We start from the raw sequence: 21,243 nt of genomic DNA on the forward strand, positions 1-21,243 counted from the left end.
ACGGATCGTGGCAGTCTCGCTGAGTGGTAACCACGTCCGGGCGCCCGTCACGGCGTGCCATCTTGTGTCGGTACGAGTGCCCGAGGACGAAAGGTCGCCCCGATGACTGCCCCTACAGATCCACAGTTGCTCCTGGGTCAGGTGATGTCCCGCCTCACCGGACCCGGTGGCCGGTTCGAACTCGTCGAGGAACCGGTGCTCGGCACCCGGATGCCCGTGATGAAGAACCGTGGACGCTCGGTCGGCGAACTTCTCACCACGTCACTGAGGTGGGGCGACCGCGACTACCTGGTGACCGCCGACCGCCGGATGTCCTACACCGAGCACGCCGCCGCGGTCGCCGCCCTGGCGACGGCGCTGCGCGAGGACCACGGCGTCCGGAAAGGTGACCGGGTGGCGATCCTGGCCGCGAACACCCCCGAGTGGGTGGTCGCGTTCTGGGCCGCGCAGGTGCTCGGCGCCATCAGCGTCGGATTGAACGGCTGGTGGGTTCCGCGGGAGGTCGAGTACGGGCTGACGCACAGCCGTCCCACCGTGGTGATCGCCGACGCGAAGCGCGCCGAGACGCTCGCCGCGGTCGGCACCGCGGTCCCGGTCCTCACGATGGAGGAGGATCTGCCCGGAATCTTCGCGCGCTACGCGGGCGCCCCCCTGCCGCACACCGACGTCGACGAGGACGACCCCGCCGCCATCCTCTACACCAGCGGCACGAGCGGCAGGCCCAAGGGAGCGCTGCACTCGCAGCGCAACATCCTGGCCGTCGTCGACTACCACCGCTTCAGCGACGCCGTGGTCGGCGAATTCAGTGGACGGCCCGTCGATCCGGCCGCGCCGAGTCCGCTCCGCTACCTTCTGACGTCTCCCCTGTTCCACATCGCGAGCCTGCACAATCTGGTGATTCCGCGGCTGGCGACGGGCGGGGCGGTCGTCATGCACCAGGGTGGATTCGACGTCGACGCCGTACTCCGTCTCGTCGAGCGGGAACGCGTCACCAACTGGGGTGCGGTGCCCACCATGGCGTCCCGACTGGTGGAGCACGAGAACCTCGACAGGTACGACCTGTCGTCGCTCACGTCGTTCTCGCTGGCCTCCGCGCCGTCGTCGGTCGCGTTCAAGGAACGTCTGCGCGAGAGAGTGCCGTTCGCGCGAAACGCACTCGTCGACAGCTACGGGCTCACCGAATGCAGTACCGCGATCGCCGTGGCCACCGCCCCCGAACTCGAGCAGTTCCCGGGCACTCTGGGGCGGCCGATCATCACGGTGAGCATGGAGATCCGCGACCCGTTCGGGGAGTGGCTGCCCGACGGCGTCGAGGGTGAGGTGTGTGTGCGCAGCCCGTTCGTGATGCTCGGCTACTGGGAGGACGAGGCCGCCACCGCCGCCGCGATCGCCCCGGGCCGGTGGCTCCGGACCGGCGACTTCGGGATCGTCGAGAACGGCCGCCTCCGGCTGACCGGACGCCGCTCGGATCTGATCCTGCGCGGCGGCGAAAACGTGTACCCCACCGAGATCGAGCAGTGCCTCGACGAGCACCCCGACGTGCTCGAGTGCGCCGTGATCGGGACGCCCCACGAGGATCTGGGGCAGGAGGTGGCCGCCGTGGTGGTGTTGCGACCGGGTGCCGCGACCACCGAAGCGGAACTGCGGGACTACGCCGCCGATCGCCTGTCGTATTTCAAGGTCCCGACCCGCTGGCGGATCACCACGGACCTGCTGCCCCGCAACGCGACCGGCAAGATGGTCCGCCGCGACATCACCGTCTGACGCACCGAATGCCGCGGGGGTGCAGTCGAACTGCACCCCCGAGGCATTCAGGTGAGGGAAGACCGGGCGAACGTCAGCGGATGAGGTTGCCGAGATCGACGGGGATCTGCGCCCCGGTGATGTACTTCGCTTCGTCGGAACACACCCACGCGACGACGGCGGCGACGTCTTCCGGCTGGGTGATGGTGTAGGGCAGCGTGTTCTGGTAGATCGAGCCGAGAGTCGACGCGTACTTCGTGATGAGCGGGTGCAGGTCGCGCATCTTCATGCCGGTATCGACCCCCGCCGGGTGCACGGTGTTGACGCGGATGCGGTGCTCACCGAGTTCGTTCGCCATCGTCTTGGCCAGCCCGGTGATGCCGTGCTTGGTGGCGACGTAGTGCCCGGTGAACGGGGTGCCCTTCAACCCGGACACCGAACTGGTGAAGACGACGGCGCCGCCCTCACCCTGTTCGATCAGGTACGGAATCGCCGCCTTCGCGGTGTGGAATGTTCCCGTGAGGTTGACGTCGACCGTCTCCTTCCACTGCTCGGCGGTGATCTCCCACGACAGCGCCCCCGAGCAGATGCCCGCGTTCGCGATCACGACGTCGAGGCGGCCCAGCCGGTCGATGCCGTCGGCCAGTGCCCGCGAGAGGCCGTCGAAGTCGCGCACGTCGGCGGTGGCCGCGACGATCCTCCGCCCCGTCGACTCGACCAGCCGGACCGTCTCTGCCAGGTCGTCCCGGGTGGCGCCGGGATAGGGCGTGGACGCGAATTCGGTGCAGACGTCGATCGCGATGACGTCGGCGCCCTCGGACGCGAACCGGACGGCCTCGGCGCGGCCCTGCCCGCGGGCGGCGCCGGTGACGAAGACGACCTTGTTCTCGAAACGCTGCGGTGACATCACGTTCTGCTCCTGATCCGGGTCATCGTGGGCGGGGCACGGTCTTGTCGACGAACAGTCCCTCGACGGAGACGCACACCTGACCGTCCGCGGTCCGGATGTCGCCGGCGGTGGTGATCTTGCGGCCGTCGACCGACATCAGCTTCCCGGTCAGGGTGAGCGGTTCGAACAGCGGCGTCGGGCGGTGGTAGCGGGTGCTCAACTGCGCTGTCATGCCCGCCTTTCCACCCCACGCGTTGGCGACGCCGAGGACGTGGTCGAGCAGGAGCGCGGACACGCCGCCGTGGACGTGCCCGGGCGGCCCCTGGTACGGGATGGTCAGGGTGACGGTGCCTCGGACCGATCCGTCCGGCAGGCCCTCGAGGACCAGCGGCGGCGCGAGCGCGTTCTCGGGTCCGGTGACGGGATCGTGCCGGGTGACGCCCTCGCCGTTCCACATGTCGATCAGCCGCTCCGCGACGGCGGGGGCGTGTTCCTCGAGGTGTTCGGCGATGCTGTTCAACTCCTCCGCGACGCGCTCGAGGTTGGCGTTGCCGCGGTCGGTGCGCAGCAACGCGTCGACCACACGCCGGGCGGCCCCGGTCGCCCGGTCGACGGCGGAACCGTCGGGTGGCGACGTCAGCACCGTTCCCGGCGGGCTGTTCTCGAACGTGGGATGCGTTCCGACGCTCATCCGGTCACCTCCATCGTCGCCTGGGTCAGCACCGGTTGCCCGGCCCGGTCGGGGCACGTCGCGCGGAGGGTGAGCCGGTCGCCCTCCTGCCAGACCGCAGTTTCGACGGTGTCGCCGGGATACAGCGAGCCCGCGAACCGCACCGCGTAGTGGCGCAGTCGCGTGGGATCGCCGTCCAGCATTCCGTCGACGACGGCCTTGCACACCACACCGTACGACGCGAGCCCGTGCAGGATCGGCCTTTCGAACCCGGCCGCGGCGGCGAACTCGGGGTCCGCGTGCAGTGGGTTGAGGTCGCCGCTGAGCCGGTAGAGCAGCGCCTGCGCAGTCCCGGTGCGGGACACGAGCACCTTGTCGGGCTCCCGGTCCGGCATCGTGGCCACCGACTCGGGTCCCGGGGAGCCGCCGAACCCGCCCTCATCACGGGCCCAGATCTGCATCCCCGTGGTCCACAACGGGTTCCCGCCCGAGTCGGTGGCCGTCTGTTCGAGCACGATGACGGCGGCCTTGCCCTTGTCCCACACGTCGGCCACCCGCGAGGACACCCGGGCCCAACCCGAGGCGGGGATCGGCGCGTGCACGGTGAGCGACTGGCCGCCGTGCAGGATCGTGCGCAGGTCGATGTCGATGCCGGGCAGGCTCAGCCCGGCCTGCGGTACGTCGCCCGCCGAGATGCCCTGCCCCGCGACGAGCGCGAACGTCGGCAGCACGCGCAGGTTCTTCTCGTACACCCAGCGCAGTTCCGCCGGGTCCCGGGTGTTCTCGCCGACGCCGAGTCCGAGGTGGTAGAGCATCACGTCGCGTTCGGTCCACGACAGTTCGCGGACGGCCGGGTCCGCGGCCAGCGCCGCCTTCACGTCGATCGCCATGTCAGGCCACCGCTCCCTGTCCGGGCTCGGGGTCGCGGGGCAACCCCAGCAGCCGTTCGCCGATGATGTTGAGCTGGACGTTGGTGGTGCCACCCGCGATCGACATGCACTGCGAGTTCAGGAACATCTGCGCGTCCGACGTGCGGGGCCGGTCGCCGAGCAGGGCCCGCGGTCCCGCCCAGTCCATCGCCACCTCCCACACCTGCTGGATGTGTTCGACGCCGAGCAGTTTCGCGATCGACGACTCGGCTCCCGGTTGCCCGCCCGCGATCGAGCGCAGGGTGGTGCGCAGTGCCATCAGCCCGCCGGACTGCGCGTCGCAGAGGACCTTGCCGAGCACGGTCAACTGCTCGTCGTCGAGGCCGCCGGGCAGTTCACCGGCCAGGGTCAGCAGCGCCTCACCACCGGAACCCAGCGAGGAGTCGTGCGACAGCGACACGCGTTCGTTGGCGAGGGTGGTGCGGGCCAGCTTCCAGCCGTCGCCCGGTTCGCCCACGAGGAGTTCGTCGGGGACGAAGACGTCGTCGAGGAACACCTCGTTGAACAGGGCCTCGCCGGTGATCTCGCGCAGCGGCCGGACGTCCAGGCCCTCGCCCGCCTTCATGTCGATCAGGAAGTACGACAATCCCTTGTGTTTGGGAACCGAGGCGTCGGTGCGGGCGAGGCAGATCCCCCAGTCCGCCTCCCGGGCCATCGACGTCCACACTTTCTGCCCCTGCAGCATCCAGCCGCCGTCCACCTTCGTGGCCCTGGTGGTCAGGCCTGCGAGGTCCGATCCGGCGCCGGGTTCGGAGAACAGCTGACACCAGACGAGGTCGCCGCGCAGCGACGGCGGCACGAAGCGCTGCAATTGGTTTTCGCTGCCGTGCGCGATGAGCGTGGGCACCACCCAGTTGCCGATGATCATGTCGTGCGGCTTCAGCGCGGCCGCGCGCAGTTCCTCGGCGATCACGAGTTGTTCCACGGCACCCGCTCCCCTGCCCCACGGTGCGGGCAGGTGCGGTGCGGTGTACCCCTTTTCGGCGAGGTACGTTCTGCGTTCCGTCTCGCCCAGCGACGCGGCGGACGCGAGTTCCGCGCGGACGCAGGCCCGGGTGCCCGCGGCCTCCGGCGGCAGATCGATGCCGAGCACCCGGCGGGCACCGCCCAGCGTCGCGCGGGCAACGCGCCGCCGCCAGAACGCGGTGGACCCCAGCAGGATCCGCAGCGACTGCGCCCGGCGCAGGTACAGGTGCGCCTCGTGTTCCCAGGTGTAGCCGATGCCGCCGAGCACCTGGATGCAGTCCTTGGTGACGGAGAACGCCGCGTCGGGTGCGGTGGCGCCGGCGACCGCGGCGGCGAGTGACGCCTCCGCAGTACTGCAGCGCGGCGCAGCCGTCGCGGCCCTGGCACTGCTTCCGGAATTCATCGCGCGGGCGGCGTCCCACGCGCAGACGCGGGCCTGCTCCGCGAGGCCGAGCATCCGCGCCACCCGGTGCTTCACGCCCTGGAACTGGCCGATGGGACGACCGAACTGCCGACGCACCCTGGCGTAGTCGGCGGCGGTGGTCACGGCCCAGTCGGCGACGCCCGACGCCTCGGCGGCGAACAACGTCGCGGCCAGATCACGAACGCGCTGCGCATCGATCTGCAGGACATCGGCTTCGGCGATCTCGAGGCCGTTCACCGTCGCGGTCGCGTTGCGGCGCACCACGTCGTGGCTGGGCAGGTCGGTCACGTCGAGCCGGTCGCGGGCGAGCGCCACGAACACGGTGTCGTCGCCGTCCGCGGCCGCGAGCAGGAACAGGTCGCCCACCTGCCCGCCGAGGACGTACCCGGACTCGCCGTCCAGCGTCACCGCTCCGCCGTCCCGGACGAGGCGCAGCGAACCCGGCTGCAGCGCCACGGCGCCGAGGGTCGCACCGTCGGCCAGTCCGGACAGTTCGCCCGTGCGGCCGGACTCGTGCAGGACGGCGCCGAGCAGCACGGTCGGCAGGAACGGCCCGGGCAGCAGGACCCGGCCGAGTTCCTCGGTGACCACGGCCAGTTCCACCAGTCCGCAGCCCGCACCGCCCGCGTCCTCCGGCAGGTGCAGTCCCAGTACGCCCAGTTCCGCCAACGACTTCCAGAACAGCGGTCGCTGCTCGGTCTTGGCCTCGACGGCCTCCCGGAACACGGCCGGGGTCACGGTTCGCGTGGCCCAGCCTCGCACCGAGTCGCGGAGGTCGCGCTCTTCTTCGGTCAATCCCATTGTCATGTCGGCCTCGATCGTTCGGGGTTCAGATGCGTTCGATGATGGTTGCGGTGGACAGCGCGCCACCGGCGCACATCGTGACGAGTGCGGTGGCGGTGTCGGAGCGTTCCAGTTCGTGCAGGGCGGTGGTGATCAGCCGGGCCCCGGTGGAGCCCACCGGATGTCCGAGGGCGATGGCGCCGCCGTTGACGTTGACCTTCGACAGGTCGGCGCCGTGCACCTGCGCCCACGACAGCACAACGGACGCGAACGCCTCGTTGATCTCGACGAGATCGATGTCGTCCAGCGACATTCCGGCGCGATCGAGGACCATCCGCGTGGAATCGATCGGTCCGTCGAGGTGGTAGTAGGGGTCGGAGCCGACCATGCCGGACGCGACGATCCGCGCGCGCGGCCGCAATCCGAGTTCGCGGGCACGGTCCTCGTCCATGAGCAGAACGGCGGCGGCGCCGTCGCTGATCTGGGACGAATTGCCCGCGGTGTGGATGTGGCCGTCGATCACCGGCTTCAGTGCGGCCAGGGCGTCGGCCGTCGTCTCCCGCAGTCCGCCGTCCCGGGTGACGACCGCGGATTCGCCGGTGGGTGTGCCCGCCTTGTCCACGATGGGGGCGGTGACCGGCACGATCTCGCGGTCGAATCGTCCTTCCGCCCATCCCTGTGCGGCGCGTCGTTGCGATTCGAGGCCGAGGGCGTCGACGTCGCCACGCTCGATCCCGCGCAGGTCGGCGATCCGCTGGGCGGACGTGAACTGGTCGCCCATGTCGATCGACCAGTCGCCGGGGTACGGGTTGCCCGTTTCCGGCGTGGCGGCCTGGCCGAGGAACACCCGGCTCATCGCCTCGACACCGCACCCGATTCCGGCGGAGATCTGGCCGGACGCGATCAGACCTGCCACGACGTGCACGGCCTGCTGGGACGATCCGCAGGCGCAGTCGATCGACGTGGCCGCCGTCGTGTACGGCAAGCCGGCGTGCAGCCACGCCTGCCGGGTCACGTTGTTGGACTGCTCACCGGCCTGGGTGACGCATCCGCCGACGATCTGCCCGACGTCCTCCGGGGCGACACCGGCCCGTTCGAGGACGCCCCGCTGCGCGGCGCCGAGCAGTTCGGCCGGGTGCAGTCCGGACAGCACTCCGCGCCGGCGCCCGATCGGTGTCCGTGCCGCGTCGACGATGACGGCGTTGCCCATGTTCCGCTCCCTTGGGGTTCTTCTGGCTCGGGTTCTTCTGGCTCGCGGACACGTCCGCGGCTCATTTTTGGAATTTATTCTATTTCTTGGAAGACAGCAATGCCCTTCGTCTTGCGAAGGACAGTTTCCGACCCGGCTCAGCAGTCAGGAATGAATTTCATTTCGGGCGCGCCGGGGAGGCGGCCCCCGCCGGGCAAGCTGTCAGCGGTGCGACAGACCGACCAGCAGCAGGTCGCACGCCTTGCGGATGTCTGATTCGGCGTCGGGAATGGTGACCCGGCCGTTGAGGCAGGACTGGATCACGCCGAACCACAACTGCACCAGCAGGCGCAACGCGGTCAGGTCTTCCTCCGTCGGGTGTTCGATCCCGGCGGCGTCCAGCATGATCTGCCGGAACGCTCGGTCGACCTTCCCCGCGTCCGGCACGGACGCCACGTTGGCGGTGCTCGTGGACTGGATCATCGCCGTGGAGAGCGCGGGTCTGCGCAGCAGACCGCGGGTGGCCCGTACGAGCACGTTGTACACCGCGTCCTGCGGCGATTCCCCGGGCGGCGCACTCTTCTTGAAACCGGCACCCATCCGGTCGATCTGGTCGACCATCACCGCGACGAACAGGTGCGTCTTCGACGGAAAGTACCGGTACAGCGTCCCGATCGCGACACCGGCGCGTTTGGCCACCTCGTGCATCTGGACGCGGGCGAGTTCCTTCTCGGTCGCCAGTTCGACGGCGGCCTCGAGCATGCGGACGTGGCGGGCCCGCTGTTCCTCCGAACTCGGTTCGGCAGCGTCCCGCACTTCGGCGATTCTCGGCACCCTCGATCCCCCTTCACTCCGCACACAGCCCCGGATCCGGTGTCGATTCTCGCACTGGATCGGCAAAGCTTCGAATTTCGTCCGGTGAGTGGGACCGCACGTGCCGCACGCCGCCCGGATGCGATTGCGTGAACCCCACGACTGGACCGTCAGTCACCACAGACCATCAACGGAGGAAACGACGATGCAGGACTGGACAACCGAGTGCGACGTGCTGGTGGTCGGTTCGGGGGGCGGCGCCCTGACCGGCGCGTACACGGCCGCTTCGCAGGGTTTGCGCACCCTCGTCCTCGAGAAGACCCCACTGTTCGGCGGCACGTCCGCGTACTCGGGCGCCGCGGTGTGGCTGCCGGGCACCGCCGTGCAGGAGCGTGCCGGGATCGGCGACTCCACGGACAAGGCGCGCACGTACCTGCGCGCGGTGGTGGGAGACGAGGAGATCGACCGCCAGGAGGCGTACGTCACCACCGCCCCCGAGGTCGTCGAACTTCTCGAACGCGATCCCCACATCGAGTTCGAGTGGCGCGCATTCCCCGACTACTACAAGGCACCCGGCCGCATGGACTACGGTCGCGCGATCAACCCGCTCGATCTGCCGGGCGACGAGGTCGGGGAACTTCGTGAGGTCATCCGGCCGGAGGCCGACGTCGATCGGGCCGGCGAACCGCATCCCGAGGGAACGCTGAACGGGGGCCGTGCCCTGATCGGCCGTCTCCTCATGGCCCTGTACGGCACCGGGCACGCGGAACTGCGCACCGGGACCGCGGCCCGCGCGCTGATCGTCGAGGACGGCCGGGTGGTCGGCGCCCTGGCGACGGATGCGGCCGGTGAGACGATCCGCATCCGGGCGACCCGCGGCGTGCTGCTCGCGGCGGGCGGCATCGAGGGCAGCGCGGCCCTGCGCACCGAGAACGGAACGCCCGGCCGGGCCGAGTGGAGCATGGGACCGCGCGGCGCCAACACCGGTGACCTCCTGCAGGCGGCGGTGGAGGTCGGCGCGGACACCGCGCTGCTCGACGAGGCGTGGTGGTGCCCCGGCGTCGAACTTCCGGACGGCTCCGGCGCTTTCATGGTGGGTGTGCGCGGCGGGATTCTGGTCGACACGTCCGGAGAGCGGTACCTCAACGAGTCGCTGCCGTACGACCAGTTCGGCCGCGCGATGATCGAACACGGCGGCGCCGGGTCCTACCTCGTCTTCGACTCGAAGGAGGGCGGGCCCGTGTTGCCTGCCATCTCCATTCCGCAGATCTCCGCCGAGAAGCACCACGCGGCGGGCACCTGGGTGTCGGCCGACACGATCGAGGAACTCGCGGAGAAGATCGGCGTCCCCGCGGACGCTCTGCGCCGCACCGTCGAACAGTTCAACGACTTCGCCAAGCACGGCGTCGACGAGGCGTTCCACCGGGGAGAGGATCCGTACGACAACTTCTTCTGCCCGCCCGGCACGGGTGCGGACGCCCCGCCCAACCCGGCGCTGAGCCCGGTGTCGCAGGGCCCGTTCCATGCGGCCCGCATCGTGCTCAGCGACCTCGGCACCAAGGGCGGCGTCCGGACCGACGCCGACGCCCGCGTCCTGCGCGCCGACGGCTCCCCCATCGACGGACTGTATGCGGCGGGCAACACCAGCGCATCGCTCAGCGGCCGGTTCTACCCGGGCCCCGGCGTGCCGCTCGGCACCGCAATGGTGTTCTCCTACCGGGCAGTTCAGCACATGCGGAGCTGATTACACGAGGTTGTCCTCCACCGGGAGCCCGAACGCACCCCTGCCGAACAAGGCGAGGGCGCGTTCGGGCTCGTTGGCCACGTGCGCACTGCCCGCGTGGGCGTCGCGCCACGACCGTTCGATCGCGTTGCCGCGGAACAGCGAACTCCCGCCGGCGGTCTTGAACAGCAGGTCGATCGCCTCGAGAGCCCGCTCGGTGGCGCGGACCTGATCGCGGCGCACCCGCAGGCGCAGACCCATGGGGAGTTCCTCACCGGCCTCGGCCAACTCCCACAGTTCCCGCACGTTGCGATCCATCTGCAGGATTGCGGCATCGATCTCGGACGCCGCCCGGGCGACCGCGACCTGGGCGAACTGGTCGTCGACGAATCTGCCGCCACCGAGGCTGAGTCGCACCCGTTCCCGCATGACCGTCAGATAGCGCTCGTAACATCCCGCGACGATGCCGACCCCGGGCGCCGCGACGGCGGTGGTGAAGAGCGTGGCGAACGGCAGCCGGTACAGGGGTCCCCGGTTCACCTTCTGCCCGGGACCGCGCAGTTGCGCCGTCTCGTAGTTCCTCTTGATCCGGTAGTCGGGAACGAACACGTCCCGGGCGGTGATCTCGTTGCTTGCGGTGCCCCGCATCCCCACCACGTCCCACACGTCGTGGATGCGGTAGTCCGACCGCGGCACCAGTGCGGTCATGAAATCGACCGGGCGACCCTCGGTTCCGACGAGCATCGCGCCGAGCAGCGCCCACGACGCGTGCTCGCAGCCCGAGGAGAAGCCCCAGTCCCCCGTCAACCGGTATCCGCCCTCGACCGGGACGAGCCGCCCCACGGGCGCGTAGGCGGACGACACGAGCACCGAATCGTCGTGGCCCCACACGTCGCGTTGTGCCCGGTCGTCGAACAGGGCCAGGTGCCACGGGTGCACACCGAGCACGGACGCCAGCCAGCCCGTCGAGCCGCACACCCCCGACACGGCGCGCACCACCTCGTAGAAATGCACCGGATCGCTCTCGGTGCCGCCGTACCGCCGGGGCTGCAGCATCTTGAACAATCCGGTGTCGCCGAGTTCACGGATCACCTGCTCGGACACCCGCCGCGACTCGTCGACCTTGTCCGCGTACTCCGCGATCGTCGGCAGCAGCCCGCGGACCGATCTGAGGACCTCGTTCGTCATCTGTCGGAGGGTAGGGCGATCGCACCCGCGCGTGGATATGCGTCTCGCTCAACGGGAAACGCCGCCGTCCGCGCGGTCCCGTCCAGTGGGACCACGCGATGCGGGCCGTCGACGCTCACTTAGCGTGCAGGGCACCGCACAAGCCCAGGAGAGGACGGGACGCATCGTGACCACCCAACAGTCCGAGACAGTCGAGGTACGCGAGATCGACGCCGGCGCAGCGCCCACCCGATTCGCCCGTGGATGGCACTGCATCGGATTGTCCGAGGCATTCCGGGACGGCAAGCCGCACTCCGTCGAGGCGTTCGGCACCACACTCGTCGTCTTCGCCGACAGTGCCGGCGACCTCGCCGTGCTCGACGGCTACTGCCGGCACATGGGCGGCGATCTGAGCCAGGGCACCGTCAAGGGCGACGAGGTGGCGTGCCCGTTCCACGACTGGCGGTGGGGAAGCAACGGCCGGTGCAAGAAGATTCCGTACGCGCGCCGGGTGCCGCCGCTCGCGCGAACCCGGTCGTGGCACGCGCTGGACCAGGACGGGATGCTGTTCGTGTGGAACGATCCGGAAGGCAATCCGCCGCCCGCGGACGTCACGATTCCCCGCATCGACGGCGCCCTCGACGACGAGTGGACGGACTGGGTCTGGTACCGCACCACCGTCGACACGAACTGCCGCGAGGTGGTCGACAACATCGTCGACATGGCGCACTTCTTCTACGTGCACTTCTCGTTCCCCACCTACTTCAAGAACGTCTTCGAGGGCCACGTCGCCAGCCAGTTCATGCGCGGGCAGGCCCGTGAGGACATGCGCCCGCACGCGTCGGGTCAGCCGAAGATGGTCGGAAGCCGATCGGACGCCACCTATTTCGGACCGTCGTTCATGGTCGACGACCTGACGTACCAGTACGAGACGCACGACGTCGACTCCGTGCTGATCAACTGCCACTACCCCGTCAGCGCCGACAAGTTCGTGCTGCAGTACGGCATCATCGTCAAGAAGTCCAAGGAACTCGACGGCGACGCGGCCACCGCGATGGCGAAGAATTTCGGCACGTTCATCGCGAAGGGTTTCGAGCAGGACATCGAGATCTGGAAGAACAAGACCCGCATCGAGAATCCGCTGCTGTGTGAGGAGGACGGTCCGGTCTACCAGCTGCGACGGTGGTACGAGCAGTTCTACGTCGACGTCGCCGCGGTGACGCCGCAGATGACCGAGCGGTTCGAGTTCGAACTCGACACCACCCGGCCCGTGGAATCGTGGAAGCGGGAAGTGGAAGAAAACCTCGCACGAAAGGCGCGCGAAGCCGATGCAGCCGCTGCAGTGCACTGAGTGCGGCGCGCGGGTCCTCGTCCAGAAGAACAGCTGGGAGCACACATCCATTCAGTGGGACGACGCGGCCCGCTCCCGGTGCCGTGAGATCGGCGGCTCCGGACCGGGACGCCCCGGCGCTCCCCGGGAAGGGTGCGCGGCGCTGACCGCGTCGATCACCCGGGCCGCGCAGGCGGGTGCCGTGCCGGTGCGCGATCCCGACCCCGTACCGACTCCCGTCGTCGTTCACTGACACCATTCCCGAAGGGACACATCATGATCGACATCGATCACTACGGACCGTGGGCCGTGATCGCAGGCGGCTCCGAGGGTGTCGGCGCGAGCTTCGCCGAGGAACTCGGCCGAGCGGGGATCAACCTCGTGCTGATCGCCCGCAAGCCCGGCCCCCTCGAGGAGACCGCCGCCAAGGTCCGCGCGCACGGCGTCCTGGTACGCACCCTCGCGCTCGATCTCCTCGACCCGGACGCCCTCGACCGGATCCGCACGGCCACCGACGACGTCGAGGTCGGGTTGCTGATCTTCAACGCCGGAGCCAACAGTTACGGGCACGAGTTCGTCAGCGGAGACCTCGCCGGCTTCCAGCGCGTCATCGACCTGAACATCACCTCTCAACTGCACCTGTCGCAGCATTTCGGCACGAGGATGAAGGACCGCGGCCGGGGCGGGATCGTGCTGGTCGGTTCGCTGGCCGGCTATCTGGGGTCGGAAGATCAGAGCATCTACGCCGCGTCGAAGGCGTTCGGCCGGATCTTCGCGGAAAGCCTCTGGCTCGAACTGGCGCCGTTCGGGGTTCACGTGGTCGAACTCGTTCTCGGCGTCACCCGCACGCCGGCGATGGTCCGGGCAGGCCTGAACTTCGATCTGCCGGGGATGAAGGTCGCCGAGCCCGAAGACGTGGCCCGGGAGGGTCTCACGCACCTGGCCGACGGGCCGGTCTGGGTGGCGGGCGGCAACTACGACGCGGCGCAGAAGCGCAGCGGGTTCCCCCGCGACGCACTCGTGCGCGGCGCGGCCGAGGGCATGCGGAAACTTCTGGGGCGCCGGTAGTCCGCGGGCGGTCAGAGGGTGGTGACGAGTCCGCCGTCGATCACGAAATCGGATCCCGTCACGTTGCCCGCCCGGTCGCTCGCGAGGAACACGACGAGATCCGCCACCTCGTCCGGGCGGGTGAACCGGCCCGTGACCGCCTGTTTGGCGACACTCTCCGCAACCGCCTCCGGTTCGCCGCCCGCGGCGCGCGCCACCGTGGCGGCCACCCCGTCGTCACCGAGCCACAGGGCGGTCGACACGGGGCCGGGGCTGACAGTGTTCACCCGAATTCCCAATGGTCCCATCTCTTTCGACAGAGCTTTCGAGAAGTTGGTGAGCGCGGCCTTGGACGCGCAGTAGTCGATGACGGTGGGATCGGGCAGGAAACTGTTGACCGAACTCGTGGTCACGATGCTCCCCCGGCCCGCGGCGATCATCGTGGGCAGCGCGGCCCGGATGGTCCGCACCGCCGACATCAGGTTGAGATTCATCGTCGTGATCCAGTCGTCGTCGGTCACGTCGAGGAAGCCGGTCAGTCTCGGGTGGGCGGCGCCGACGTTGTTGACGACGACGCCGAGACTGCCACGGGCAGCGGCGGCGGCAACGAGTTCACCCGGGCCGGTGGGGGTCGACAGGTCGACGCTCACCGCCTCCACGTTTCCACTGCGGACGAGTTCTTCCAGTTCCGGGCCGGGCGAACGCGCCCCCGCCACCACGAAGGCACCTTCCGCGGCGAGTGCCCGGGTGATGGCGAGCCCGATACCCTTGCTGGCTCCGGTGACCACGGCGACGGTGCCGCGCAATGCGAGATCCACGGGGTTCCTCCTGACGACGGCGGAGCGTGCACGGACGAGCGGAATGTCCCCCTCCGCTCACGCTAGCCGAAATGATGCCGACCGCGCTGCGGGCGAGTAATCTCAGCGACGAAGGGCCAGGCCACGGCGTCGTCCGTCGTACGACACTGCTTCTCGTCGTACGACAGAGGTTGGCGCACAGCCCCCTTCGCCCCTGACCACTGTGTTCCGTCCTGACCCGGGAGACGAGTGATGCGACTTCTTCGACTTCGAACCGCCGTCGCCGCGTGCGCGATCGCCGCGGCCGGTACGCTCACCGTCGGGGCCGGACCGGCCGTCGCCCAGGATCTGCCGACGGTGGTGCTGGTCCACGGCGCGTTCGCCGACACGACCAGCTGGGACGCGGTGGCCGCGGACCTGCGTGGTCGCGGGTACGAAGTCGTCGTCCCGGACAACCCGCTGCGCGGACCGGCGTACGATTCCGCCGCCATCGAGAAGGTGCTCGCGGACATCCCGGGACCGGTGGTGCTCGTCGGTCACTCGTACGGCGGCGCCGTCATCACCAATGTGCACTCGCCGAACGTCGAGGCGCTCGTCTACGTGGCGGCATTCGCCCCGGCGCAGGGCGAGCCGGTGATGCTGAACCTCGACCCCATCCGCTTTCCCGGCAGCCAGCTGCTCCCGCCCGTGCTGCAGGTGAAGGTCGTCGAGAACGATCCCACCGGGATCGCGGGCAGGAACCTCGACGGCTACATCAACCCGGCCGACTTCCATCGGGTGTTCGCGCCGGACGTGTCCGACGCGACGGCCGCCGACATGCTCGCGCACCAGCGGTCGGCCGCGCTGGTGGCGAACCTCGAACCCAGCGGTGCGCCGTCGTGGGCGTCGACTCCCAGCTGGGCCATGGTCGCTCAGAACGATCAGGTGATTCCGGCGGCGTCCGAGCGGTTCATGGCCACCCGGGCGGGGGCGCAGATCACGGAGATTCCCGCGTCGCACGCCGTCCTGGTATCCCAGCCCGTCGCTGTCGCCGACCTCGTGGTGCAGGCAGACCAGGCGACGCCGTAACTGCACAGCCGTGAACGCGCCCGAAGAATCGGCATCGAACGGCAGGAGCCTCGCCCACCGCGTCCAGAAGATGGTCGGCCGCGATCCGGACGAGGAACACCGTGCGGCAACGCCGTTGGAGCTGCTGTTCGACCTGACGTTCGTCGTCGCGTTCGGTGTCGCGGGCAATCAATTCGCCCACCTCCTCGCCGAAGGACACGTCGGCGCCGGGCTGGCGGGTTTCTCGTTCGCGATGTTCTCGACCATCTGGGCCTGGATCAACTTCTCCTGGTTCGCCTCGGCCTACGACACCGACGACTGGATCTACCGCGTCACCACCATGATCCAGATGATCGGCGTCATCGTGATGGCGCTCGGCATGCCGCAGATGTTCGCATCCATCGACCGCGGAGTCGAACTCGACAACACCGTCATGGTGTCCGGGTACATCGTCATGCGCGTCGCCATGGTGTTCCAGTGGTTGCGCGCGGCCAGGCACGACCCCGACCACCGCTCGGCGTCGCTGACGTACGCCACGGCGCTCGTTTTCGCACAGATCGGCTGGGTGACGCTGGCGATCGCACCCCTCACCGTCGAGTACGCGTTCGGCCTCGGCGCCGTCCTCATCCTCGTCGAGATGAGCAGCCCCGTCATCGCCGAACGGTACAAGGGCGGAACACCCTGGCACGCACACCACATCGTCGAGCGTCACGGCCTGCTCGTGATCATCACGCTCGGCGAGGGTGTGATCGGCACGGTGGCCTCACTGTCCGCCGTCGTCGAACACCAGGGGTGGTCGCTCGATGCGATACTCGTCGCCGTCGCGGGCATCGGACTCACGTTCGGCCTGTGGTGGGTGTACTACACCCTGCCGTCGGCCGAGGTGCTCGCGGTGTATCGCCGCCGCTCGTTCGTCTGGGGGTACAGCCACATCGTGGTCTTCGCCGCGCTGGCCGCCGTGGGGGCCGGGTTGCACGTGGCGGCGTACTACATCGAACACGCCTCCCACATCGGCGCGACGGCGACGGTGCTCGCCGTCGCCGTCCCCGTCGCGATCTACCTCGCGGCCGTGTACCTGCTGTACACGTATCTGCTGCGGGTTCCCGACCCGTTCCACGTCCTACTCCTCGTCCTGACCGCGGCGACGATCGCGCTCGCCCTCGTGCTGGCGGCGCAGGGCGTGTCGATGGCGTGGTGCCTGATCGTGGTGATGCTGGCCCCGGTCGTCACCGTCGTCGGATACGAGTTGCTCGGGCACGCCCACGAGGCCCGGGCACTCGAGATCGCACTCGACGGCGCGGACGCCGCCGAGGACTAGGACCAGGGAGCGAACGCTACGACCAGGGCGTTTCCGGCCGCGGCCGGGCCACACCGTCGACGATCAGATCGAGCCGCTCGTCGAAGAACGCCACGAGTCCCCGGACTTCCGACGCGTCGACGAGGGGCTCGTCATATCGCCACGCGATGTCGTGGAGCACTCCGCCGGCGGTGACCGCGGACCGGTAGGCGGCCTTGCCCTTGTAGGCGCAGTACGTCGTCGTCGCACTCGGTTGCAGTTCCGCGACGACGTCTTCGGGCGGCAGGTAGTAGCGCACCGGAAGCAGTGTTTCGAACAGCATTTTCGCCCGCCGAGTGTCGGCGAGGAGGGTGTCGCCCAGCATCACCCGGATGTGGCGGGACGTGCGGCGAACATCGATGCGCTGGAACGGGTCGTGCGGATGGCCGACGATCTCGTCGTCCTCCTCCAGCCAGCGGTCGAAGCCGTCGAAGTCGAGAACCACGTAGCTGGACAGTTCGTCGTCGCCGGGCCGGAACCCCAGGGCGTACCGTGCTCCGTCGATGCGGATCGCGACGGGCTCGCCCTCCGCACTGTGCACCGAGAACGGTATCCGCGGATCGAGCACCGGCATCGTCGTCACGTCCGGCAGCGCGAAGCCGACGTCGCCGTCGGCCTGCACCGAACCCGGTGGCTCCGGCGACAACTCCGCGGCGATATCCTCCGCCGGCACCGCGTAGGTGGGAACGACGCGCCGCGGTTCCCAGACGAGGACCGCACGGTCACTGTCGACCACCGTGGTCCCGTTCAGCTCGGCACGGATCCGCTTCGCCGTCGGCTCGTAGCGAAGCTCGCGTAGCTGATGTCCGACGGTGTCGCGCAGTCGCAGGCCCATGAGTTCGAGACTAGGCCTCTTACCGGGCCAGGCCGAGGGACGCGATGAGGTCCTCGTGGAACTCGAACCAGACGCGGTGGCAGGAGTCGCGGTCGGTCGCGGTGATCCAGCCCGGATCCGTGCTCGACCGCCCGACGGCGTCGGCAAACCGCTGCTGGTAGCCGGCGAATCGGTCCGTGCCCGCAACCAGGCGCGTCTCGAAATCGGCCAGGGCGTCTGCCGCGATTCCCAGGCGGGTGGTGGTCTCGTCGAGGGTCACGATGGCCTCGCCGATACCCAGCTCGGCCAACTGCCAGGCGGTGCACGCGTCCGCGACGGCGACGTTGTGCGGCAGGAACTCCCGGTGGACCTGCACCACCACGGCACGGATCCCGCACCGGTCGAGGTCGGCGGCGAGCAGTCTTTCGCCGTGCGCCTTCCCGAGATCGGTCAGGGACCAGCCGCTGTCCTCGGCGAAGGGGGTGCGGGTGACCCACCCACGGGCCTGGGCATCGAGCAGGTGCTCGACGGTCGTCTCGACAGACAGATCGAAACGGGCGGCGATGCGCGCGGTCTCGGCGTAGCCCAGGATCCGCACGGCGTGCAACACCAGAATGTCCGTCGGAGTGCGGTGCGGCATCAGATCCCCCCGGCGTTCGGAACAGCGACGTGCCCGTGCGTGCCGTCCACGCGGACCAGCAGGCCGTCGGTCAGGGTGGTCATGGCCATTGGCGCGGCCAGGACGGCAGGGATGCCGAACTCACGGGCCACGATCGCGGCGTGCGCCAGCACACCGCCGGTCTCGGTGACCACCGCGCACGCGAGGGCCAGCAGCGGGGTCCACGCCGGCGCGGTCGTTCGGCAGACCAGGACGTCGCCCGAGCGGAAACGGACGAAGTCGTCCAGGCCGCCGATGATCCGCGCAGGGCCGACGGCGGTTCCCGGGCTGGCTGCGACGCCCGTCAGCAGAGTGTCACCGTATCGCTCCGACGCGTCCGGCAGGGGGAGAATCGGCACAGCTCATGCCTCCGCGTCGCGGTCGCCGGCTCTGGCAAGGACCCGGTTCAGGCGCTGCTGGGCGGCCTGAGCCGTCCCCAGGCCGAGCGCCTCCGCGATCTGCGGCCAGGTCAGCCCACTGCTGCGGGCGGCGAACAGCAGACCGGCCTCGATCTGGTCGAGCTCGACCCGCGCCGAAGACAGCAGCCGCAGCCCTGCCGCGACCACAGCCGGGTCCGTGCCCTGCGCATCCCGGCCGGCCCACGCCGCGAACCTGACGAAGTCGGTGTCCGACCGCGGCTGCCCGGGATGCTCCCACGGACGCCGCTCGAGCCTCGCGGCACCGGCCTGGTTCAGCGTCGAGCGTGCCGAATCAAGCTCTGCCGCGTGTGTCTGGTCGTCGGTGGTCACCCGACCACTTCACGCCATCAACAGTCTGTTGTCAACAGACTGTTGATGGTCGTGTCGTCCGGTGAGGTCCCGGCACCCTCAGCGGGCGAGGATCCCGGCGACGAAATCCTGCGCGTCCTGCTGCGACGCCCCGATCGTCCCGCGATGGTCCGCACCCTCGTACGTCCGATACGTGAGTTCGTTCCCGTTGTCCTGCAACGTCTTCACCATCAGATCCGTCGACGGTTTGCTCACCACCAGGTCACCGGAACTCTGCGCGACCAGCGTCGGGACCTGCACGTGAACCCTCGACGGCTCCTGGCGGCCCAGGTACTCCGTCAGCGGCCCCAGGTCGGCGTCGGGGCGGAAGACCTGACCCGCAGGCACGGGCGGCACCTTCCGGATGTCGTCGATGCACCCGGTCCGCGCCGCCGTCAGCAGCGGTTGCGCCTGCTCCGTCAACAGCGCCGACGGGTCGATCGCGGGATCGGCGGCCTGCGCGCCGAGGAGGATCAGCGGGAGGAACGCCTCGGCCGCTTCGATACCCGGCACACCCGAGCGGAAGTACTGCGGCGTCTGGTCGAGCCCGTTGCCCGGGGCGATCGTCACCGCACCGCCGAGATGCAGTTCCGGGGCACGCTCCCCGGCCTGCGCGGCGGTGAACAGCGCCGCCTGCCCACCCTGGCTGTGCCCGATCACGAACCACGTCGAGCCGACCGCCGGATCCACGTCGCGGGCGGCGCGGACGATGTCCACGACGGCGTTCGCCTCCGTGTCACCGTTGATGTACGGATGGATTCCCGGCGTGCCCAGACCCTGGTAGTCCGTGCTCACCACCGCGTACCCCTTCGCCACCCAGTCGTCGAGGGACGCATTCACCCCGGAGAGATAACTGTGGGCGGGGCCGCCCGCGAAATCCGCGGACGGGGCGCAGGCGTCCGCGACTCCGGTGGTGCCGTGCGCCCAGCTGATCACCGGATACCCGCCCTCGGGTGCCGGCGTGCGGGGAATAGACACGGTGCCCGACACCACGACGGGGTCGCCGTTGCCGTCCTGCGACGCGTAGGTGATCACCTCGTTCCGTCCGGCGCTCGGCAGCGCGGGACCATCGTTCACGGAGCGGGCCGACAGGAGTTGACCCGGCCGGGGCGACGTGTCGGTGACCGTCTCGGATGCCGCACTGGAACAGGCACTTCCGCCGAGGAGGACGAGTGCGGCCACCGCGCCGATCCGGGCGCGCGAGACCGTCATGCGAACGCCGCCAGCGGCTCGGAACCCGACCAGTCGTGGCCCCAGTAACTGTCCGCGGTGATCTCCTCGGCGGTGTAGTGCGCCTCGTCGACGAGCATGCCCTCCGTGCCGAATTCGAGGTCCCAGCCGCCGGGGGCGCGCACGTAGAACGACACCATGCGGTCGTTGGTGTGACGGCCGAGGGTCGACGAGATGGAGAAGCCGAGCTTGCCGAGCCGGTCGAGTGCCTGGCCGACGGCGTCGAGGGAGTCGACCTCCGTCATCAGGTGCACCATCCCGGGTTCGCCGCTGTGCGGCGCGGGGCACAACGCGAGGCTGTGATGGCGTTGGTTGACGCCCATGAACCGCACCCGCCGGGCCGGTCCCGGGGCGTCGGCCGGTCCGAGCCGGATCGCGCCGCGGGGCAGGAACCCCAGCACCTCGGTGTAGAACGTGTAGGCCTCCTCGAACGCCGGCGTCGGGAGGACCACGTGGCCCAGCCCCTGTGCGCCGGTGACGAAGCGGCCCCCGTGCGGGGTGACGACGGGACTGTGGTCGAGCACGGGCCCGAAGAACACCTCCACCCGGGTGCCGGACGGATCGTCGAACGCGATCACCTGCTCGGCGTCGCGGTAGCGCGACTCCTCCTCGGACAGGACGTCGACCGTGACGCCCGACTTCTCCACCTGCTCCCGCACTCGCTGGAGGGCGAACTGGTCGCGCACCTCCCAGCCCACGGCGAGCGCCTTGTCCGTGTCGCCGGGCAGGACGATCAGCCGCGACCGTCGCTCGTCGACGCGCAGGTACAGGCCGTCGGGCTCGGGGCCGGAACCGACGGCCATGCCCAGCCCGTCCACCACCAGCTCCCGCCAGCGTGGCACGTCCTTCGTCTGGATCCGCAGGTAGCCGAGCCCTCGGATGTCGGTCATGTGAAGTCCTTTCCTGGAGGCGGCTCCGCCA

21 protein-coding genes are annotated in these 21,243 nt (G+C 69.5%); 7 read left to right on the plus strand and 14 right to left on the minus strand.

Features of this window, described 5'->3' with window-relative positions; all coding sequences use genetic code 11:
- Positions 1-102 precede the first annotated feature (102 nt).
- Complete coding sequence (locus tag CJ179_RS08040) at positions 103-1,764, plus strand: class I adenylate-forming enzyme family protein (protein WP_095861136.1); 1,662 nt, start codon at positions 103-105, stop codon at positions 1,762-1,764.
- A 73-nt stretch (positions 1,765-1,837) separates the two neighbouring features.
- Here the strand turns inward: CJ179_RS08040 and CJ179_RS08045 are convergent, their stop codons facing one another.
- The 6 genes from CJ179_RS08045 to CJ179_RS08070 all read right to left on the minus strand — a co-directional run bounded on the left by CJ179_RS08045 (position 1,838) and on the right by CJ179_RS08070 (position 8,427).
- Positions 1,838-2,650 (minus strand): mycofactocin-coupled SDR family oxidoreductase, encoded by an 813-nt coding sequence (locus CJ179_RS08045; RefSeq protein WP_179377555.1) that lies wholly within the window; start codon positions 2,648-2,650, stop codon positions 1,838-1,840.
- Positions 2,651-2,672: 22 nt separating this feature from the next.
- Entirely contained in the window at positions 2,673-3,323 is a 651-nt protein-coding gene (locus tag CJ179_RS08050) for a PaaI family thioesterase (RefSeq protein WP_095861138.1), read from the minus strand.
- The gene (locus tag CJ179_RS08055; RefSeq protein ID WP_095861139.1) at positions 3,320-4,192 is read right to left on the minus strand and encodes a MaoC/PaaZ C-terminal domain-containing protein; all 873 of its coding nucleotides are present in this window, start codon (positions 4,190-4,192) and stop codon (positions 3,320-3,322) included. The genes CJ179_RS08050 and CJ179_RS08055 overlap by 4 nt, the downstream gene beginning before the upstream one ends.
- Before the next feature lies 1 nt (position 4,193).
- Positions 4,194-6,428, minus strand: coding sequence for an acyl-CoA dehydrogenase (locus CJ179_RS08060; RefSeq protein ID WP_095861140.1), 2,235 nt, complete (start codon positions 6,426-6,428; stop codon positions 4,194-4,196).
- A gap of 22 nt (positions 6,429-6,450) precedes the next feature.
- A complete protein-coding gene (locus CJ179_RS08065) occupies positions 6,451-7,614 on the minus strand; it encodes a steroid 3-ketoacyl-CoA thiolase (RefSeq protein ID WP_095861141.1) in 1,164 nt (387 codons plus the stop codon).
- 201 nt (positions 7,615-7,815) lie between these two features.
- Positions 7,816-8,427, minus strand: coding sequence for a TetR family transcriptional regulator (locus tag CJ179_RS08070; RefSeq protein WP_072940808.1), 612 nt, complete (start codon positions 8,425-8,427; stop codon positions 7,816-7,818).
- 184 nt (positions 8,428-8,611) lie between these two features.
- Here CJ179_RS08070 and CJ179_RS08075 point away from each other — a divergent pair, with 184 nt between their 5' ends.
- On the plus strand, positions 8,612-10,150 hold the full coding sequence (locus CJ179_RS08075; protein WP_095861142.1) for an FAD-dependent oxidoreductase: 1,539 nt from the start codon (positions 8,612-8,614) through the stop codon (positions 10,148-10,150).
- Here CJ179_RS08075 and hsaA read toward each other — a convergent pair whose 3' ends face one another.
- Positions 10,151-11,317, minus strand: coding sequence for a 3-hydroxy-9,10-secoandrosta-1,3,5(10)-triene-9,17-dione monooxygenase oxygenase subunit (gene hsaA / locus CJ179_RS08080; protein WP_095861143.1), 1,167 nt, complete (start codon positions 11,315-11,317; stop codon positions 10,151-10,153).
- 166 nt (positions 11,318-11,483) lie between these two features.
- On the opposite strand from hsaA, the gene CJ179_RS08085 reads away from it, so the two are divergent.
- The 3 genes from CJ179_RS08085 to CJ179_RS08095 are packed head-to-tail and all read left to right on the plus strand — an operon-like array spanning position 11,484 to position 13,694.
- On the plus strand, positions 11,484-12,647 hold the full coding sequence (locus tag CJ179_RS08085; protein WP_095861416.1) for a Rieske 2Fe-2S domain-containing protein: 1,164 nt from the start codon (positions 11,484-11,486) through the stop codon (positions 12,645-12,647).
- Entirely contained in the window at positions 12,625-12,879 is a 255-nt protein-coding gene (locus CJ179_RS08090; RefSeq protein ID WP_072940814.1) for a hypothetical protein, read from the plus strand. Before CJ179_RS08085 ends, CJ179_RS08090 begins: the two co-directional genes overlap by 23 nt.
- Positions 12,880-12,902: 23 nt before the next feature.
- On the plus strand, positions 12,903-13,694 hold the full coding sequence (locus CJ179_RS08095; RefSeq protein WP_095861144.1) for an SDR family oxidoreductase: 792 nt from the start codon (positions 12,903-12,905) through the stop codon (positions 13,692-13,694).
- An 11-nt stretch (positions 13,695-13,705) separates the two neighbouring features.
- On the opposite strand, the gene CJ179_RS08100 is transcribed toward CJ179_RS08095, so the two are convergent.
- Complete coding sequence (locus CJ179_RS08100; RefSeq protein ID WP_095861145.1) at positions 13,706-14,491, minus strand: SDR family NAD(P)-dependent oxidoreductase; 786 nt, start codon at positions 14,489-14,491, stop codon at positions 13,706-13,708.
- 231 nt (positions 14,492-14,722) lie between these two features.
- Here CJ179_RS08100 and CJ179_RS08105 point away from each other — a divergent pair, with 231 nt between their 5' ends.
- Both CJ179_RS08105 and CJ179_RS08110 read left to right on the plus strand, forming a co-directional pair.
- Positions 14,723-15,538 (plus strand): alpha/beta fold hydrolase, encoded by an 816-nt coding sequence (locus tag CJ179_RS08105; protein ID WP_072940823.1) that lies wholly within the window; start codon positions 14,723-14,725, stop codon positions 15,536-15,538.
- A 70-nt stretch (positions 15,539-15,608) separates the two neighbouring features.
- Positions 15,609-16,835: a low temperature requirement protein A gene (locus CJ179_RS08110; RefSeq protein WP_072941192.1), complete on the plus strand. Its 1,227-nt coding sequence runs from the start codon at positions 15,609-15,611 to the stop codon at positions 16,833-16,835.
- 16 nt (positions 16,836-16,851) lie between these two features.
- Here CJ179_RS08110 and CJ179_RS08115 read toward each other — a convergent pair whose 3' ends face one another.
- The 6 genes from CJ179_RS08115 to bphC form a co-directional block, all read right to left on the minus strand.
- A complete protein-coding gene (locus CJ179_RS08115; RefSeq protein WP_072940825.1) occupies positions 16,852-17,688 on the minus strand; it encodes a DUF427 domain-containing protein in 837 nt (278 codons plus the stop codon).
- Between the two features lie 19 nt (positions 17,689-17,707).
- Positions 17,708-18,307, minus strand: a complete 600-nt coding sequence (locus CJ179_RS08120; RefSeq protein WP_072940827.1) for a hypothetical protein — start codon at positions 18,305-18,307, stop codon at positions 17,708-17,710.
- Positions 18,307-18,684, minus strand: a complete 378-nt coding sequence (locus CJ179_RS08125; protein WP_179377543.1) for a PEP-utilizing enzyme — start codon at positions 18,682-18,684, stop codon at positions 18,307-18,309. The genes CJ179_RS08120 and CJ179_RS08125 overlap by 1 nt, the downstream gene beginning before the upstream one ends.
- 3 nt (positions 18,685-18,687) lie before the next feature.
- Positions 18,688-19,074 (minus strand): hypothetical protein, encoded by a 387-nt coding sequence (locus CJ179_RS08130; RefSeq protein WP_095861146.1) that lies wholly within the window; start codon positions 19,072-19,074, stop codon positions 18,688-18,690.
- Positions 19,075-19,152: 78 nt separating this feature from the next.
- Positions 19,153-20,304, minus strand: a complete 1,152-nt coding sequence (locus tag CJ179_RS08135) for a S9 family peptidase (protein WP_095861147.1) — start codon at positions 20,302-20,304, stop codon at positions 19,153-19,155.
- Positions 20,301-21,212, minus strand: a complete 912-nt coding sequence (gene bphC, locus CJ179_RS08140; RefSeq protein WP_095861148.1) for a biphenyl-2,3-diol 1,2-dioxygenase — start codon at positions 21,210-21,212, stop codon at positions 20,301-20,303. Before bphC ends, CJ179_RS08135 begins: the two co-directional genes overlap by 4 nt.
- Positions 21,213-21,243: the final 31 nt, after the last annotated feature.

Origin of the sequence: Rhodococcus sp. ACS1 (genome assembly GCF_002300155.1) — a bacterium.
GTDB lineage: Bacteria > Actinomycetota > Actinomycetes > Mycobacteriales > Mycobacteriaceae > Rhodococcus_F > Rhodococcus_F koreensis.

What these genes read in the sequence shown, in the direction of transcription:
- bphC (WP_095861148.1), bottom strand. Translation starts at nt 21,212, where the DNA reads ATGACCGACATCCGAGGGCTCGGCTACCTGCGGATCCAGACGAAGGAC.
- CJ179_RS08065 (WP_095861141.1), bottom strand. Translation starts at nt 7,614, where the DNA reads ATGGGCAACGCCGTCATCGTCGACGCGGCACGGACACCGATCGGGCGC.
- CJ179_RS08110 (WP_072941192.1), top strand. Translation starts at nt 15,609, where the DNA reads ATGGTCGGCCGCGATCCGGACGAGGAACACCGTGCGGCAACGCCGTTG.
- CJ179_RS08120 (WP_072940827.1), bottom strand. Translation starts at nt 18,307, where the DNA reads ATGCCGCACCGCACTCCGACGGACATTCTGGTGTTGCACGCCGTGCGG.
- CJ179_RS08050 (WP_095861138.1), bottom strand. Translation starts at nt 3,323, where the DNA reads ATGAGCGTCGGAACGCATCCCACGTTCGAGAACAGCCCGCCGGGAACG.
- hsaA (WP_095861143.1), bottom strand. Translation starts at nt 11,317, where the DNA reads ATGACGAACGAGGTCCTCAGATCGGTCCGCGGGCTGCTGCCGACGATC.
- CJ179_RS08040 (WP_095861136.1), top strand. Translation starts at nt 103, where the DNA reads ATGACTGCCCCTACAGATCCACAGTTGCTCCTGGGTCAGGTGATGTCC.
- CJ179_RS08135 (WP_095861147.1), bottom strand. Translation starts at nt 20,304, where the DNA reads ATGACGGTCTCGCGCGCCCGGATCGGCGCGGTGGCCGCACTCGTCCTC.
- CJ179_RS08115 (WP_072940825.1), bottom strand. Translation starts at nt 17,688, where the DNA reads ATGGGCCTGCGACTGCGCGACACCGTCGGACATCAGCTACGCGAGCTT.
- CJ179_RS08060 (WP_095861140.1), bottom strand. Translation starts at nt 6,428, where the DNA reads ATGACAATGGGATTGACCGAAGAAGAGCGCGACCTCCGCGACTCGGTG.
- CJ179_RS08105 (WP_072940823.1), top strand. Translation starts at nt 14,723, where the DNA reads ATGCGACTTCTTCGACTTCGAACCGCCGTCGCCGCGTGCGCGATCGCC.
- CJ179_RS08055 (WP_095861139.1), bottom strand. Translation starts at nt 4,192, where the DNA reads ATGGCGATCGACGTGAAGGCGGCGCTGGCCGCGGACCCGGCCGTCCGC.
- CJ179_RS08045 (WP_179377555.1), bottom strand. Translation starts at nt 2,650, where the DNA reads ATGTCACCGCAGCGTTTCGAGAACAAGGTCGTCTTCGTCACCGGCGCC.
- CJ179_RS08075 (WP_095861142.1), top strand. Translation starts at nt 8,612, where the DNA reads ATGCAGGACTGGACAACCGAGTGCGACGTGCTGGTGGTCGGTTCGGGG.
- CJ179_RS08090 (WP_072940814.1), top strand. Translation starts at nt 12,625, where the DNA reads ATGCAGCCGCTGCAGTGCACTGAGTGCGGCGCGCGGGTCCTCGTCCAG.
- CJ179_RS08095 (WP_095861144.1), top strand. Translation starts at nt 12,903, where the DNA reads ATGATCGACATCGATCACTACGGACCGTGGGCCGTGATCGCAGGCGGC.